Below are 15,806 nucleotides of genomic sequence, written 5' to 3'. Positions count from 1 at the left end.
AAGGAAAGGATTTAAGAGACTATAAATGACATTAGAACTGCTCTGGACAGACAAGTGTTTTCTGACCCTTTTAGTATTAGGATTTATTACTATCCTAGTTAGTCTTCGTAAACGACATATTAGAATGTCTTTTTCTATTATTCTACAAAGACCTTTAGCCGTGAGTGCAGGGATCGTTTTATTATTGTTTTTGACTATAGGGGTGTTAGATTCAATTCATCTTAATTCAGTACAAGATAAAACGGAGAATGCCGAATCTCTTCTAGATAAACTATTAGACCCTTTAGGTAGTAGTTACGAAAAAACTTACTCTGAACCCTTAGCCCTAAACATGTTTGTAACAGAGACCGTAGTAAGTGAGGGACTCCCAAAGCAAATATATCCACGTCTTGCTTATGTTCCTGAGACTATAAAAACTGACGCGGATAAAGACTCAGTTATAAAAGAAGTTGCCCTACGTTCTTTATTATTTAGTTTTTTAATCGTTACTGGATGTTGGTTACTGGTTATTATTAGCAAGTTTTGTGGGGGCTCAAGCCAGATTTTTAAAATGAATTCGTCTGGAGTTAGCGCCTTAGTAACCCTGGGCATTCTTATTTTTGTTGTTTTGTTGTCTTACTGGTTGTCACGATCATTCCATGTATTGGGAACTGGGCAAATTGGACAAGATATATTTTATTTCACCATTAAAAGCGTACGCACAGGCCTAGTCATAGGCCTTCTGACCACTTTATTTATGTTGCCTTTAGCGTTATTTTTAGGGGTTGCTGCAGGTTATTTCGGTGGGATAATCGATGATATTATTCAATATATTTATACTACTCTCAGTTCTATACCAGGGGTTTTATTAATTACAGCTTCTATTTTGTCGTTACAAACTTATATAGCCAGTCATCCTGAGCAGTTTACTACGTTAGCCCAAAGTGCTGATGCCCGTTTATTAGCGTTATGTTTTATTTTAGGCGTGACTAGTTGGACTAGTTTATGTCGTTTGCTACGAGCTGAGGCATTGAAACTACGTGAAGTTGATTATGTTATGGCAGCTCGAGCTCAAGGAAGCAATTGGTTTACTATTATTCGCAAACATCTATTACCTAATGTAATGCATATAGTGGTGATTACTCTAGTCCTTGATTTTAGTTTCTTGGTTATGGCTGAGGCTGTTTTGTCGTACGTTGGGGTGGGAGTATCGCCAATGACCATTAGCTGGGGAAATATGATTAATGGAGCGCGATTAGAACTAGCGCGAGATCCATTGGTTTGGTGGCCAATGTTTGCTGCTTTTTTATTAATGTTCCTTTTGGTCTTGGCCATTAACTTATTTGCTGATGCAGTTCGCGATGCCTTTGACCCTCATCAATCCAACTGGTAAGAACGATTTACCTCTGTGGACTCACTATCTAATCCCAGCGCTATAAACGGCTGCCTGGTAAAAACCTTACTATCGAATCCCGGCGCTATAAACGGCTGCCTGGTAAAAGCCTCACTATCGAATCCCGGCGCTATAAACGGCTGCCTGGTAAAAACCTTACTATCGAATCCCTGCGCTATAAACGGCTGCCTGGTAAAAACCTCACTATCGAATCCCCGCGCTATAAACGGCTGCCTGGTAAAAGCCTTACTATCGAATCCCCGCGCTATAAACGGCTGCCTGGTAAAAATCTCACTATCGAATCCCAACGCTATAAACGGCTGCTTGGTAAAAGCCTCACTATCGAATCTTTGCGCTATAAACGGCTGCTTGGTAAAAACCTTACTATCGAATCCCAGCGCTATAAACGGTTGCTTGGTAAAAGCCTCACTATCGAATCCCTGGGTATAAACGGCTGCTTGGTAAAAAGCTCGAATCCCCGCGGCATCGACCGCGGGGTCCATACGACTCTAACATAAACTGGCTGATTTTTTGCTTAAATCCATATTTTATCAGGACTTAAGCATCCCATACTGATATAATTTACACTGTTGTACGTTATTATTCCTTATACGCTTTAGCGAATATAAAGAATAATAAGTTTACTAATAACCCTTATAATGGAATTGGGAAAAAACCTCATGAAAGAAAGCTACGTGTATATCCTCGCGAATAAGCACAATGGGACCTTGTATATAGGATTGACCTCTGATTTGATTAAACGAGTTTGGGAACACAAAAATAAATTTGCCCCAGGATTTACCCAAAAATATAATGTTACTATCCTTGTGTATTATGAAATTTTTACTGATATTACGTTAGCTGCTGCTCGAGAAAAAAGATTAAAAGAGTGGAAACGCCAGTGGAAGGTAGATCTCATTCAAAAAAATAATCCTAAATGGAAAGATTTATACCTGGAAATAGTTCAGTAAATGGACCCCGCGGTCGATGCCGCGGGGATTCGAGCTTTTTACCAAGCAACCGTTTATAGCGCGGGGATTCGATAGTGAGGTTTTTATCAAGCAACCGTTTATACCCGATTCGATAGTGAGGCTTTTACCAAGCAGCCGTTTATAGCGCTGGGATTCGATAGTAAGGTTTTTACCAAACAACTGTTTATAGCGCCGGGATTCGATAGTGAGGCTTTTTACCAAGTAAGAGCTTATACAGCAGGGGCTCGAAAAAGAGTCTTTTTCAAAAAAAGCAAGTTTTCGGAATGAGGGGAGAGCTGAACCTGAAGTTCGGTATTTGTTTTGAGCTGGTTTTAGGTTAAAGTTCACCAATTATGCTTAATGAGTTTAACCCCTATGCAACAACGATTTGTTCATTTGCGCGTACACACTGAATTTTCTCTAGTCGATGGTCTAGTGCGTGTTAAACCATTGATGAAGGCATTGCCTGCTAGAGGAATGTGTGCCGTAGCCGTGACTGATTATTGTAATTTATTTGCTGCAGTTAAGGTGTTTAAAAATGCAGTGGATGCGGGTATTAAACCCATTATTGGTTGTGATTTACCTTGTCACGATCCGGAACATCCTGAAATTGTTTCGTCTTTAGTATTGCTATGTATTAATTCAGAAGGGTACCAGAACTTAACTTGTCTGGTATCGAAAGCGTATCAAGAGGGGCAATATCAAGGAAAGCCACGCGTACATTACTCCTGGATAGAGGAATTTTCTGCTGGATTAATTGCTTTATCTGGTGGGAAATTTGGTGATATCGGACAAGCATTATTAGCTAATGACCATGATTTAGCTAAAGCACGTGCTTTACACTGGAGCACCATGTTTTCGGGACGTTTCTATCTTGAGATTCAGCGAACAGGGCGATCCGATGAAGATATTTATAATGAGAAGCTAATCGCTTTAGCCGATGAGCTGGGGTTGCCTCTTGTTGCGACCAATGATGTCCATTTTATTGACAAAGAAGATTTTGATGCTCATGAGGCTCGTGTCTGCATTCATGAGGGCTACAGTTTGGCTGATCCGAGACGGGTTCCGCGTTATAGTTCACAACAGTATCTGCGATCTGCGGAGGAGATGGAGGCTTTATTCTCTGATCTGCCGAGCGCATTACAAAATACGGTAGAAATTAGTAAACGATGCAGCTTAAAAATTAATTTGGGTAATAACTATCTCCCTAATTTCCCTATCCCTGAAGGCTCTACTGTTGAAGATTATTTATCTCATTTATCCCGAGTCGGCTTAGAAGAGCGTTTACATCAACTGTTCCGAACAAAATCGGAGGAAGCGTTAAACTCTGCTCGAGGAGAGTACGATAAGCGATTACAGATTGAATTAGACGTAATCAATAAAATGGGTTTCCCAGGTTATTTTTTGATCGTAGCTGATTTCATTCAGTGGGCAAAGAACAATGGTGTTCCTGTTGGCCCGGGACGGGGCTCTGGTGCGGGATCATTGGTTGCTTATGCTTTGGGAATTACCGACCTTGATCCCTTGGAGTATGAACTGCTTTTTGAGCGTTTTTTGAATCCCGAGCGCGTTTCAATGCCAGACTTTGATATCGACTTCTGTATGGAAGGTCGGGATAGGGTAATCGACTATGTAGCAGAAAAATATGGACGGCAGAGTGTATCGCAAATTATCACTTTTGGTACTATGGCGGCCAAAGCGGTGGTGCGTGATGTTGGTCGAGTTTTTGGCCATCCTTACGGCTTTGTCGATAAACTGGCTAAATTAATTCCTTTTGAAATAGGAATAACTCTAAGTAAAGCGATGGAGCAGGAGCCAGAGCTTCGTAGACGTTATGATGAGGAAGATGATGTCCGAGAGTTAATTGATTTGGCATTAAAACTTGAAGGCATAACGCGTAATGCAGGAAAACATGCCGGGGGAGTCGTTATTGCTCCGTCAAGACTTACCGATTTTACTGCTATTTATTGTGAAGAAGGTTCTTCACAAATAGTAAGTCAGTTTGATAAAGACGACGTCGAAGCTGCTGGCTTGGTCAAATTTGACTTTTTGGGACTCAGAACACTCACTATTATTGACTGGGCATTAGCTATAGTAAATAAACAACGTGAAAAGGCAGGTTTAGACCTTGTCGATATTAGTCAAATACCTACCGATGACTCGGCAACATTTGATCTATTGAAAGCGTGTAAAACAACAGCAGTGTTTCAGCTTGAGTCCCGTGGGATGAAAGAGCTGATTGGTAGGTTACAACCGGACTGCTTCGAGGATATTATCGCTCTTGTTGCTCTGTTTAGACCCGGTCCACTACAGTCTGGTATGGTGGATGATTTTATTGACCGTAAGCATGGTAGGGCTGCAGTCGATTATCCACATCCTGATTTGGAACCCATTTTGAAACCCACTTATGGGGTTATTTTGTATCAAGAGCAAGTGATGCAAATTGCTCAGGTATTAGCTAATTACACTTTAGGCGCCGCTGACTTATTGCGACGAGCTATGGGTAAGAAAAAGCCCGAGGAAATGGCTAAGCAACGTGAAATTTTTACCACCGGGGCAACTGAAAGAGGCGTGGATGAGAAAGTTGCAACGCATATCTTTGATTTGATGGAAAAATTCGCGGGTTATGGATTTAATAAATCGCACTCCGCTGCATACGCTTTAGTTGCTTACCAAACTGCTTGGTTAAAAGCCCATTATCCAGCAGCATTTATGGCTGCCGTTATGTCGTCTGATATGGATAACACCGATAAAGTAGTAACCTTTATTGATGAGTGTGCTCATATGAAGTTAGACATTCTTCCGCCGTCTATTAATCACTCATTTTATCCCTTCACCGTTAATGATAAAGGCACTATTGTTTATGGACTTGGTGCTATTAAAGGAGCAGGGGAGTCAGCTATTGATTGCATTATAGAAGAACGAATACAAAATGGTGCTTATGATGATTTATTCAGTTTTTGCCAAAGACTTGATTTGCGCAAGGTCAATCGAAGAGTACTTGAAGCGTTAATCAAAAGTGGCGCTTTTGATGATTGGAAAGAAGAGCGATCCGTATTTACTGCTTCGTTAGAGAAAGCGTTAAAAGTTGCAGAAAAAGAGCATCAAAATCAGTCAAGTGGACAGTTTGACTTGTTTTCCCTTTTAGAAGATAACGCCAGTGAGCAAAAGTATGTCCCATGCAAACCCTGGTCTGAAGCGCAGCGGTTAGAAGGAGAGCGAGAGGTATTAGGTTTTTACCTTACAGGACATCCTGCAGACCACTACCGCCGTGAGTTTAGCGATTTTATTATTCCATTAGGACAACTGAATCCATCGAACCATAAAAAAGCAAATATTTGTGCTCAGGTTGCTAGTATTCGAAAGATTATTACCAAACGGGGTAAGAAGTTGGTGATTATTGGTATGGATGACTCAACTGCACGATTAGATGTTGTTGTTTTTGGAGAGGTGTTTGAGCAGTTTACCGACCCTTTAGCTTCAGGAGACATGCTTGTTATAGAAGGGGAAGTCGCTCACGATGATTATAGTGGTGGAGTGAAAATGACCGCTAGTCAACTTTACAATATTTCCAGCGCCCGTACTAAATTTGCACGTTGCTTAGAATTACGTTTAACACACAACAGTCAATCAATCTTAACCTCCATGCAAGCCTTATTAAAAGCTCACCCAGGTCGCTGCATTGTTCAGCTATCGTATACTAATGAATCCGCACGAGTGCACCTCAGTCTACCGCAGCAATGGCATGTTACACCATCAGATGAGTTAATTTCTCTTTTGTCTAATCTTTTGGGCGAAGAGCAAGTTGTGATGCAGTATGGTTCTTTTCTCCGATAATTAATAAAATTATTGGGGAGCTGATGTCGCTTGCTGAGCTAAAGAAAGGGCTTAGTGGGAGTGTATTCAATGGTATTGTGGAGCCAGCTCTAAAATTATAATTTTAGAGCTGGCTTATTACGTCGCTATCACATAGTGCACGTTGTGGTTTCTTCTTGTGGCATATTGGTTGTAGCTTGTGATGTTGTTGACTCAAGTTCTTTACCTGCAGCCTGAGTTTTCAACAATTCTATCGCATAGATTTTTAAATGCTCTTTTAATTGATCAACTACTTCCACAGGGAGTTGGAGCCCATTTTCTGAAGTAATAATGGGCTTGCCCCCTAAATACATAGAGCCGTCTTCTCTTAGCTCTATAATTTGCTTTTTATCATATTGCGCTAGCTCCTCTTCAGAGGTGATACCCACGGCTACACCGCCTATTATCGTCATACCATCAGAAAGACGCATACCGGTGATCGCCGGTTGTTTGGGCATGGTATGACAGTAATTATTTATTAAATTGCATACTTTCCACAGTAGGTGGTATGCCAAATCCAGTGGGAAACCGACTACGGTACCTACTCCATAACCTAGCATTCCCATAGTGGTGCCAAGGACGTGAGCTAAAGTGATACTACAAAAAGCTGTAATTAATTTACTGGCTATAACCGGAGCAAATAAAGCAACACCTGTTGGTCCAGCAGGACCAAACATCAGCAAGCTACCGCCTATCAATGCTGTAAGTTGATACTTTGCAGACATAGCCTTAGTCGATTTGCTAATGACATCGCCGCTTAATAATCCGACAGTTGCCCCTGTATAAGTGAAGGTTGCACTAAATAAGGGTTGGGTAATAGAGGTGATAGGGTAATTGGTGTACATATTAGTTGATTCTTTTTTTACATGGAATTTAGCAATAAACTCAGTAAACTCGCCCCATTCTTGTTCGGTGAAAGGTCTTTGTTTTGCTTGAATCAGAGCGACGTTGGCATCATCTAATGCATCTTTAGCATTGACAAACCGATTGGCTGTTGCATAGAAATTATCTTTATCCTCTTCATCTGCGAAATTCTCTGCGGTGATTCCTAAGTCATGATTAATCAATAGATTAAATTCACTGCCGCTCGAGTTTTGCGATTGAACATACCAACATGCTGTAAGATAAACTCTCCATGCGGTAATCGCAGCGGGTAATTGTTCTGGGCTGGTAATTTCATCTAATCTTTTCAGATTAGGGCTAAGAATAGTATGTATTTTTTCTAGGAATACAATTTGTCTTTTTCTCGCTTTGACATCGATCCCCCCAAACATGGTAGGCATCCTTATCATGGAGGGTTCATCATCGATATTAATATTTTTTAATTTCTGAAATTGCTGACGTAATATACTGATTTTATCTGGAGCATCTATTGGAAAAATATAGCGCATAATAACCTCATATCCGTTGAGAGTAGTCCACCCACATTTCGTCATAGTTAATATTCGTTAGAAATGACTCCCCCCATTACGAATCATTTTGGTGTTCACTAAACGAAAAATAACTTCTATTGCCGAATGTGATATCCATGTGTCTATTAATCTTACTTCTTAATTGTTTAATTGCAACGTTATTTGATTATTTTTTACTAAAATGTTGCAATCTCTTACCTCTTTATTTTTTATTTGATAATTAAGGTATTGAAATGATGATTTTTTTCATGATTATGCTAATTTGTAATGATATATTCAGGCGTCTTGAGTGCCGCGACAGGTAGTGGCTTGAGTTGTTGCCAAAAAGAGATGAGTCGCATTGAGTTATATGTTTTATAGGTTTTGGAAGATTTCATATGTTTGAACTAGCAAATAACATTATAAAGGTAGGTTGCATGGAAAAACTGAGCCATTTTTTTTTATTACTGCGAATATCTCATTGGACTAAAGCTGCATTTGTAATGCTCGGTTTTTTTTATGCCCCCGCGACTGGCTACTTTGTTCCTGCTTTACTTGCGTCCTTATCTTTTTGCCTCATTGCTAGTGCTGTATATGTCTATAATGACATACAGGACCGTACTGAGGACAGTTTACACCCTCATAAATGTCGTAGGCCTTTAGCCAATGACAGCATTACCGTTTCAGAAGCAATCTTTATGTTATTCTTGCTGTTGATTACGGGTTTAGTTTTGGGTTGGTTAATATCAAAAACTCTGGCGATTATCCTTACTGTTTACTTAGTTATTAATTTAGCCTACAACCATGTATTAAAGTTAATTCCTATTTTGGATGTTGTCTGTATTGCTGCAGGTTTTATGTTGCGGGTCTTAGCTGGTACCATAGGGATAGGACTACCCATTTCTATTTGGCTAACCGTCGCGGCAACTTTATTGAGTTTATTTATTGCATTAAACAAGCGACGCTTGGAACTGCAATTGGGATTAAAACATTCTACACGTAAGGTTTTAAAAAAATATAATCCAATACATTTACAGCAGCTTATTAATGGTACTGGGGCTGCTTGTTTTTTTACGTATTTGTTGTATACGATCTACGCCCGTGATGAGGCTTTTTATTTTATGTTAACTTTGCCTTTTGCCGCTTTTGCCTTATGGCGTTTTTCTTGGCTGTCAACTCAAGAAGTAGATAATGATGACCCAGTTAATGTTTTTTTAAGCGATAGATTATCAAGACTTAATCTGTGGTGCTTTGTTATTTTAACCTGCATGGCTATCACGCAATGAAGGGAAGGGTACGTTGGTTTGATAGTCTATTTATTCTTATTTTTTCCTACTTGTTTGTTCTGCAAATACAGGCAATTTGGCCATTCACTATAGATGATATGTTTATCTCTTTGCGCTATGCCAAAAACTGGGCTGCGGGAGATGGCTTATTATGGAACATTAATTCGCCGCCAGTAGAGGGGTATTCCAACTTTAGTTTTGTAGTACTAGGGACTATATCAATTCTTTTTCATATTGATCCGGTAATTTCTTTAAAAGTTGCTGGTTTAATTGGACTTTTTTTTACTTGTTTTTTCATTTACCTGATCAGTCGATTTTGGTTTGATTGGCGACAATCTTTGCTTCCTTGTATGGCTCTATTATTTTATAAAGGGCAAATAATATGGGCTGTCAGTGGATTTGAAACTACAGTATATCAAGCATTGCTTTGCGGTACGGTTTATTTTTCTTTTCGCGGCTTGGGATATCATTTTTTTCCTAATACACGTGGTACACCTAGAGTATTATCATTCCTTGGAGCTGGATTTTTGCTGTCGTTAGCGGGGTTAACTCGCCCAGAAGCTCCATCGTTGATGGCTGTTTTTTTTATTTTATTGTATTGCGATAGACCTAAAGCTGAGAAAACTGCTTATTGGCAGGGGATGTTTCTTTTTGTACTTATGTTGCTGTTAATTTTTGCCCCTTATTTTTTGTGGCGTTGGCACTATTATGGTTTTTTGTTTCCCAATTCGATTTATTGTAAAGGCTTTGCTAATACCTCTATGTTATTAGATATTAATTACCTTAAATTAATCTGGCCTTTTGCCTTATTAGCCCTTTATGCGTGGACTAAAAAACGAAATGATATTCGTTATTATTTTTTAGGCCTACCTAGCGTACTTTATTTAATCATGCTTATGGGGGCTGATCCTATAGTTGCCTTCGACAATCGCTTGTTCTTGCCTGCCTTCGTATTGTTATTGCCTTTGGCCTGGAAAGGCATCAGTGAGATTCTTTTATTGTATTTAAAACAACGAGATCAGTTTTTTACTCTGTCTTTGTTCATTGTTACATTTTGTATTGCTTTTTTCTTAATCCCCATGATGACTCTTGCTGATTATCGTTATTTTAAGAACAATCCACTAGAGGGAGAGAAATTAAGAGGTAGTGTAGTACAATGGCTAAATACTCATACCAAGCAAGGCGATACGGTGGTTATTGCTGATGCCGGATATGTTCCTTATAAAAGTAATTTAAAATTTATAGACTCTTATTGTTTGAATAATGTTTCTATGACGAAATACCCTAAGGCGTATATGTATGAACAGTTTTGTCATGATATTTTAAAAGAAAAACCAGACATTGTTATTTTGACTTCACTATTAAAGCAGGGGCAAGTTATTTATACACCAAGTGATGTGTGTTTGAAACAGCTGCTTGAAGGCGGAAATAAGTATAAATTGTCGAAAACAATATCTACTGATAATCAAGATTCATCATATCGTTATGAATTGTTTACTATGGTATACTAATTTTTAATGCGATGCTGTTGAACATAGTGTACTATCTCTGTATTAAAAAGGATTAGGCCTTTTGTTTTTATGATGAAAAAACTAATTTTACTCTTAAGAAAATTCTACTGTCTATTGCCTGTTATTTTATATGATATAGCAGCAATCCCTATTTCTTGGTATGGTGCTTATTGGCTGCGTTATAATCTGCATCCTTATCCCAGTATTTTAAATTCCACTCACTCCGTCATTGCCCTGATTTCACTCAGTGTTGTCCAGATCGGTTGTTACTATTATTGTAAAATTTATAGAGGGTTGTGGCGATTTTTTTCATTAAATGATGTTCTTCGCATTGTAAAAGCGACTGTCAGTACTGTTGTTTTAGTGATTCCTTTTTTCTATTTGACCTCATTACTGAATTATGTTCCTCGTTCAGTTTTTCCCTTATATTGCATGATCCTCGCTACCTTGCTTTGTAGTGGTCGATTAATATGTCGCTTACATTGGGACAAGCGTAGCCACGATAATAAAGAGACAGATATTAAAAAAGTGCTTATCGTTGGGGCTGGCCTGGCTGGTGAGGGACTGGTTCGTGATTTAAAACGTGGAAGTCCTTATAAACTCATCGGATTTGTTGATGATAATATCAGCAAGACTGGTTTAGAAGTTCATGGGATTCGAGTGCTCGGCACCACGCGACAGATTGTTGAGTTTGTTAATCGTTATTCTGTCGATTTGATTTTTATTGCCATACCATCCGCTCGATCTTCGACCATGCGGCGCATTGTTACTCATTGTGAGGCGAGTAAAGTAGCTTTTAGAACTTTACCTGGTATTTCAGCCCTAGCCGCGGGACGAGTGGAGGTGAATGCCTTAAGGCCCGTGAATATTGAAGATTTATTGGGTAGGGATGAAGTTACTTTACAATGGGATAAAATAGCAGCCAGTGTTTTGGGTAAAAGAATTCTTGTCACGGGCGGTGGGGGCTCAATAGGATCTGAATTATGTAGACAGGTTTTAGCGCTTAAGCCAGCAGGTTTGACTATAGTAGAAAATAGCGAATTTAATCTTTACAAAATAGAACAAGAACTTAAAGAACATTTCCAAGAAATACCGATAACATCTGCATTAGTCAGCGTTACTGATGAAATCGCAATAAACCACGTCTTTGAACACTTTCAACCAGAAATAGTATTTCATGCTGCAGCATACAAACACGTGCCTATGCTACAGAATCAGATACGTGTTGCCGTCTATAATAACGTGTTGGGTACGCAGACAGTGGCTAAAGCCAGTGTGAATTATGGAGTGGAAAAATTTATTTTAATTTCCACTGATAAAGCCGTAAATCCAACTAATATCATGGGGACTACCAAGCGTGTTGCTGAAATTTATTGTCAGAACTTAAATGATAAAGTTGAAACTCAGTTTATTACGGTTCGATTTGGTAATGTTCTTGGCTCCGCAGGTAGTGTTGTTCCTTTATTTCAAAAACAATTACAGGCAGGGGGACCATTAACGGTAACTCATCCAGACATGCAGCGTTATTTTATGACTATCCCTGAGGCATGCCAATTGATATTGCAAGCTATGGTGAATGGCCATGGCGGTGAAATTTTTGTATTGGATATGGGAGAGCCTGTCAAAATAAGTTATTTAGCAGAGCAGATGATACGTTTGGCTGGAAAAGAGCCAGGAAAAGATATTCTAATTGAGTATACTGGTCTGCGTCCTGGTGAAAAATTATACGAAGAATTATTTCATGAATCAGAGCAATTGGCATCTACAGAGCATGAAAAGCTATTCAAAGCCAAGTTTCGTGAGTTAGAGTGGAATGAACTGACTCAAACCATGAGAATGATCAATACAGCATGTTCTGAGTATCAAGAAGGTGAGTTGTTAATTTTATTGAGAAGTTTAGTCCCTGAGTTTCAAACAAGTGAGCTCATTGTAGTTTGATGATGCTTGGCTTAGATATTTGACATAGGTTTTAAGCCATGGTTCACTGCATCTGGACGTCTTTAAAAGCTCGTTTGCAACGTATCACTCAAGGGGAAAAAGACTCTTTTAACTGGGTGTTTTTGCCTGGTGGACCAGGCATGGGCTCCGAGTCATTGTCTGGTTTAACTTCACTACTTAGGCTTCCAGGTTCAATGTGGCATCTCGATTTACCTGGGGATGGCTCAAATACTACTGAAAATGACAGCTACTATTTTTCTCACTGGTCTTCTGCCTTAGCTGATGTGGTTGCTTCTTTAGATAATGTTATTTTAGTCGCTCATTCCACTGGTGGCATGTATGCCTTAGCGACGCCTATATTACAATCTTGGCTAAAAGGTCTGGTATTGATGGATTCCGCGCCTAATTCTTCATGGCAACATCTTTTTAGCAAGTACGTGCAGCAAAATCCTATAGATGAATTGAACAACCTGCATGAGCAATACCTAATCTCTCCCAATAATGAGCTATTAAAAAAAATGGTCTTAGCCTCCATTCCTTATTTATTCTCTGAGGCAGGCTTAACGAGGGATTTATCTTTTCTTGAAAATCTGCCCTATAACCATCAGACTTGTGATTGGTCGGCACAAAATTTCGATAACATTTATCAAGCACAATGGATTCCGGAATTTATACCTACGTTAATTTTTTCTGGGGAAAACGACCATATTACCCCATTGCAACTTTTTCATGATGCTACTCAATTTAGACGCAACAATATATTAATGAAGACAATCTCTCAAGCGGGACATTTCCCCTGGATAGATAATCCTGAGGCTGTTTGCTTAGCCTTTAGCGAATACTGCACGATGCTGTAGTGATTGCGGGCAATTTGCCAAATTAAGCACTCATTGTTGGCCTGATGTTTTAATTGTCCATGGCTCGAAAAATTCTTTCTCCCACCTAAGGAGTTTTGTTAGGAAATCGATAATAAATTGCAAGAGAGGTCTGGGGACATTGCCATTAAGTTAAAGGATTATTTAATGCCGAGTTCCCGCGGCTTCGACCGCAGTATCCATAACTGGAGCCACACCATGGATCCCGCGGGGATTCGAAATTTCTTAAATTAACGTCGGTTTCGGATAAGGAACTCAGAATTTACCTTGCCCCGCTCGAACTGATGAGGTTTTTGCCCATCTCGAAAGCTAGGCACTGTACCAAAACCCTTCGAGACGTGCTAAAGCGACTCCTCAGGAATGGATCGAGATAGAGACTGGATCTAATAAGCTTCTTATCCAAACTGACGTTAAATTAATGGCAGTGAGGTTTAGGGAGAGGGCATTAGTACGCTCTTTGCTCTAGCCCGATAATCAAATACGTACTGAGAATGCATGCCAAGATTGACAATCCCAAAGTAATTAGTTTAGTTTCTGAGAAACAGCGTATTACGCACCGATAATAAGAACTATTAAGAAGATTGATAAAGGCTTAAAACATGATAGTAACTTATGATGATTTTGCAAAAATAGAACTTCGCTCTGGAACTGTAGTTAAAGTAGAGCCATTTCAACGAGCGAAAAAACCAGCATATAAGGTTTGGGTCGATTTTGGTAAAGATATTGGCATCTTACAGACATCTGCTCAGGTGACGGTACATTATACCCCAGAATCTTTATTAGGGCGCTCCGTAGTAGGGTGTGTGAATTTGGGAGAGAAGAATATAGCCGGGTTCATTTCACAATTCTTATTAGTCGGTTTCTCTGATGAAAATGGTGCTATTTGTTTGGTTACCACTGATCCTAAAGTACCTAACGGGAAAAAACTTCATTAGTATGTATCTAGCTCCTATCAGAGAGAGTGCTCGCTAGAGCATCTATGGGGAGCCTCTTCTATCGGCCTCGTGGGGCATATACGCTTAGCCTGATTACAATCAACCAGGCTATATGTACTGAAGTTGAGCCACTTTTTTTCGCGAATTTTAGAGCGGAGGGAATACATCTTGGAATTTGACCCTACTTTTCACATGTAAGGCTTTACGTCGGTTCTTGGACAAATCAAATAACTTGTATAGAGCTATAGGCACTATAAAGCTCACCATACCAAAGCCAAAAGCTAATTTATAGGTTGGATCTTTATTCAATACAAGGAAAAACAAAGCGATGAGCATTAGGACAATCGCTATAATTCCAGTGTAAGGCGAGTAGGGGGTGACATAACGTAAATCTTTAGTAGTATAACCCGCCTGATACAACCTTCTTCTGAAATTGATTTGCGACGCACACAAAGAAATCCATGCTAAAGCGCCAGTGAATCCAGAGACCAATAGTAATGCTATATAAAGCTTCGTTTGGCCAAAAAAGTATCCCACACCTAATAGCATCCAAACACCAATCAATGTAGCAATTACTGCATTTTGTGGGATGGCGTTCTGATTGAATTTGGCAAAAGTATGCGGAGCCATTCCATCACGTGCTAAGGCATTAAGAGAACGCACCGTGCCATAAAACCCAGAATTTGCACAAGATAAAGTGGCGGTTAGAGTAACAAAGCTCGTCACAGCTCCTGCCCATTTGAGGCCATAGAAATTAAGAGCATCAGCGAATACTGAATTGGATAAACCTGCTTTTTGCCAAGGAAATATTAACACCAAGCAAAACACTGGAATAATATAAATAAACAGAATTCTAAGGGTGACATTACGAATAGCGTGAGGAATCATACGAGCAGGATTTTCTGACTCACCTGCTGCAAGACCAATGATTTCAGAGCCTTGATAGTTAACAAGCAATAAGACCATGGCGGTTAGCAGTGACATAGGACCATTGGGAAGCAGCCCCCCGTCTCCCAGCATGTATTTAAAGCCAATAAATCCGGGAGGCTCTGTGCCATTGTAAAGACCAAGGAAAATTACAATCGCTAAGACGACGAATACCATCAAGGCAACGATTTTAATTAGAGCTAACCAAAACTCTATTTCGCCAAAAGTATCGACCTTAGCCAGGTTGATATAGGTAATTAAAAAGCCGAAACAAATAGCCCATAGATAACCATTAATTCCGGTAAACATCTCCATGATAATACCACCAGCAACACACTCAGCAGGGATATAGGCCACCCAACTGATCCAATAAGACCATCCCACGCCACAGGCGACCGCCGGGGAAATAAAATCAGAAGTATAAGTAACAAACGAACCTGAAATGGGAATAGCAACCGCCAACTCTCCCATACACAGCATAGTCAAATAAATAATTAATCCGCCCAAAATATAGGCAATAAATACAGCCGGCCCTACGAGATTGATGACCTCTCCAGTCCCTAGAAAATAACCTGATCCAATAATGCCGCCTAAAGCAATTAACTGAACATGGCGATCTTTTAACCCTCGGCGGTAACCGCTATCCTTAATTGGTTTGGATATAGTTGGAATATTCTTTTTCACAGGCTGTTTAGTTCTCTCAATAAATTAAAGAAGGTAATGTTATATTTATCTTAAAAAGATT

At 39.6% G+C, this 15,806-nt stretch carries 11 protein-coding genes; 8 read left to right on the top strand and 3 right to left on the bottom strand.

Translation table 11 applies throughout. From position 1 onward, the window contains the following. The first annotated feature begins 25 nt into the window (after positions 1 to 25). Entirely contained in the window at positions 26 to 1,372 is a 1,347-nt protein-coding gene (locus LFA_RS08585; RefSeq protein WP_045095827.1) for an ABC transporter permease, read from the top strand. Here the strand turns inward: LFA_RS08585 and LFA_RS08580 are convergent. Continuing rightward, the gene (locus LFA_RS08580; protein WP_045095826.1) at positions 1,357 to 1,875 is read right to left on the bottom strand and encodes a hypothetical protein; all 519 of its coding nucleotides are present in this window, start codon (positions 1,873 to 1,875) and stop codon (positions 1,357 to 1,359) included. The genes LFA_RS08585 and LFA_RS08580 overlap by 16 nt on opposite strands. Positions 1,876 to 2,052: 177 nt before the next feature. Here LFA_RS08580 and LFA_RS08575 point away from each other — a divergent pair, with 177 nt between their 5' ends. Together LFA_RS08575 and dnaE are read left to right on the top strand one after the other, a co-directional pair. Next, on the top strand, positions 2,053 to 2,343 hold the full coding sequence (locus LFA_RS08575; RefSeq protein WP_045097506.1) for a GIY-YIG nuclease family protein: 291 nt from the start codon (positions 2,053 to 2,055) through the stop codon (positions 2,341 to 2,343). Positions 2,344 to 2,718: 375 nt separating this feature from the next. Next, the gene (gene dnaE / locus LFA_RS08570; protein ID WP_045095825.1) at positions 2,719 to 6,180 is read left to right on the top strand and encodes a DNA polymerase III subunit alpha; all 3,462 of its coding nucleotides are present in this window, start codon (positions 2,719 to 2,721) and stop codon (positions 6,178 to 6,180) included. Positions 6,181 to 6,308: 128 nt separating this feature from the next. Here dnaE and LFA_RS08565 read toward each other — a convergent pair whose 3' ends face one another. Beyond that, positions 6,309 to 7,589 (bottom strand): hypothetical protein, encoded by a 1,281-nt coding sequence (locus tag LFA_RS08565; protein ID WP_045095824.1) that lies wholly within the window; start codon positions 7,587 to 7,589, stop codon positions 6,309 to 6,311. Positions 7,590 to 7,987: 398 nt separating this feature from the next. Between LFA_RS08565 and LFA_RS08560 the strand changes: the two genes are divergently transcribed. The 5 genes from LFA_RS08560 to LFA_RS08540 all read left to right on the top strand — a co-directional run bounded on the left by LFA_RS08560 (position 7,988) and on the right by LFA_RS08540 (position 14,134). Further along, entirely contained in the window at positions 7,988 to 8,875 is an 888-nt protein-coding gene (locus LFA_RS08560) for a decaprenyl-phosphate phosphoribosyltransferase (RefSeq protein WP_045095823.1), read from the top strand. Further along, on the top strand, positions 8,872 to 10,386 hold the full coding sequence (locus LFA_RS08555) for a hypothetical protein (RefSeq protein WP_045095822.1): 1,515 nt from the start codon (positions 8,872 to 8,874) through the stop codon (positions 10,384 to 10,386). The genes LFA_RS08560 and LFA_RS08555 overlap by 4 nt, the downstream gene beginning before the upstream one ends. A gap of 72 nt (positions 10,387 to 10,458) precedes the next feature. After that, positions 10,459 to 12,324 (top strand): polysaccharide biosynthesis protein, encoded by a 1,866-nt coding sequence (locus LFA_RS08550; RefSeq protein WP_157010427.1) that lies wholly within the window; start codon positions 10,459 to 10,461, stop codon positions 12,322 to 12,324. 38 nt (positions 12,325 to 12,362) lie between these two features. Further along, positions 12,363 to 13,181 (top strand): alpha/beta fold hydrolase, encoded by an 819-nt coding sequence (locus tag LFA_RS08545; RefSeq protein WP_045095820.1) that lies wholly within the window; start codon positions 12,363 to 12,365, stop codon positions 13,179 to 13,181. Between the two features lie 617 nt (positions 13,182 to 13,798). Beyond that, entirely contained in the window at positions 13,799 to 14,134 is a 336-nt protein-coding gene (locus LFA_RS08540; RefSeq protein ID WP_045095819.1) for a tRNA-binding protein, read from the top strand. Positions 14,135 to 14,281: 147 nt separating this feature from the next. Here the strand turns inward: LFA_RS08540 and LFA_RS08535 are convergent, their stop codons facing one another. Next, the gene (locus LFA_RS08535; protein WP_045095818.1) at positions 14,282 to 15,745 is read right to left on the bottom strand and encodes an amino acid permease; all 1,464 of its coding nucleotides are present in this window, start codon (positions 15,743 to 15,745) and stop codon (positions 14,282 to 14,284) included. Positions 15,746 to 15,806 lie beyond the last annotated feature (61 nt).

The sequence above is a fragment of the Legionella fallonii LLAP-10 genome, from assembly GCF_000953135.1.
Taxonomy (GTDB): Bacteria; Pseudomonadota; Gammaproteobacteria; order Legionellales; family Legionellaceae; genus Legionella; species Legionella fallonii.
This window is presented reverse-complemented; position numbering and strand designations above follow the sequence as displayed.

Bases quoted from the DNA above. Each gene is read 5' to 3' on its own strand.
- LFA_RS08585 (WP_045095827.1), top strand. From the start codon at position 26: ATGACATTAGAACTGCTCTGGACAGACAAGTGTTTTCTGACCCTTTTA.
- LFA_RS08545 (WP_045095820.1), top strand. From the start codon at position 12,363: ATGGTTCACTGCATCTGGACGTCTTTAAAAGCTCGTTTGCAACGTATC.
- LFA_RS08540 (WP_045095819.1), top strand. From the start codon at position 13,799: ATGATAGTAACTTATGATGATTTTGCAAAAATAGAACTTCGCTCTGGA.
- LFA_RS08555 (WP_045095822.1), top strand. From the start codon at position 8,872: ATGAAGGGAAGGGTACGTTGGTTTGATAGTCTATTTATTCTTATTTTT.
- LFA_RS08560 (WP_045095823.1), top strand. From the start codon at position 7,988: ATGTTTGAACTAGCAAATAACATTATAAAGGTAGGTTGCATGGAAAAA.
- LFA_RS08575 (WP_045097506.1), top strand. From the start codon at position 2,053: ATGAAAGAAAGCTACGTGTATATCCTCGCGAATAAGCACAATGGGACC.
- LFA_RS08580 (WP_045095826.1), bottom strand. From the start codon at position 1,875: ATGGACCCCGCGGTCGATGCCGCGGGGATTCGAGCTTTTTACCAAGCA.
- dnaE (WP_045095825.1), top strand. From the start codon at position 2,719: ATGCAACAACGATTTGTTCATTTGCGCGTACACACTGAATTTTCTCTA.
- LFA_RS08565 (WP_045095824.1), bottom strand. From the start codon at position 7,589: ATGCGCTATATTTTTCCAATAGATGCTCCAGATAAAATCAGTATATTA.
- LFA_RS08550 (WP_157010427.1), top strand. From the start codon at position 10,459: ATGAAAAAACTAATTTTACTCTTAAGAAAATTCTACTGTCTATTGCCT.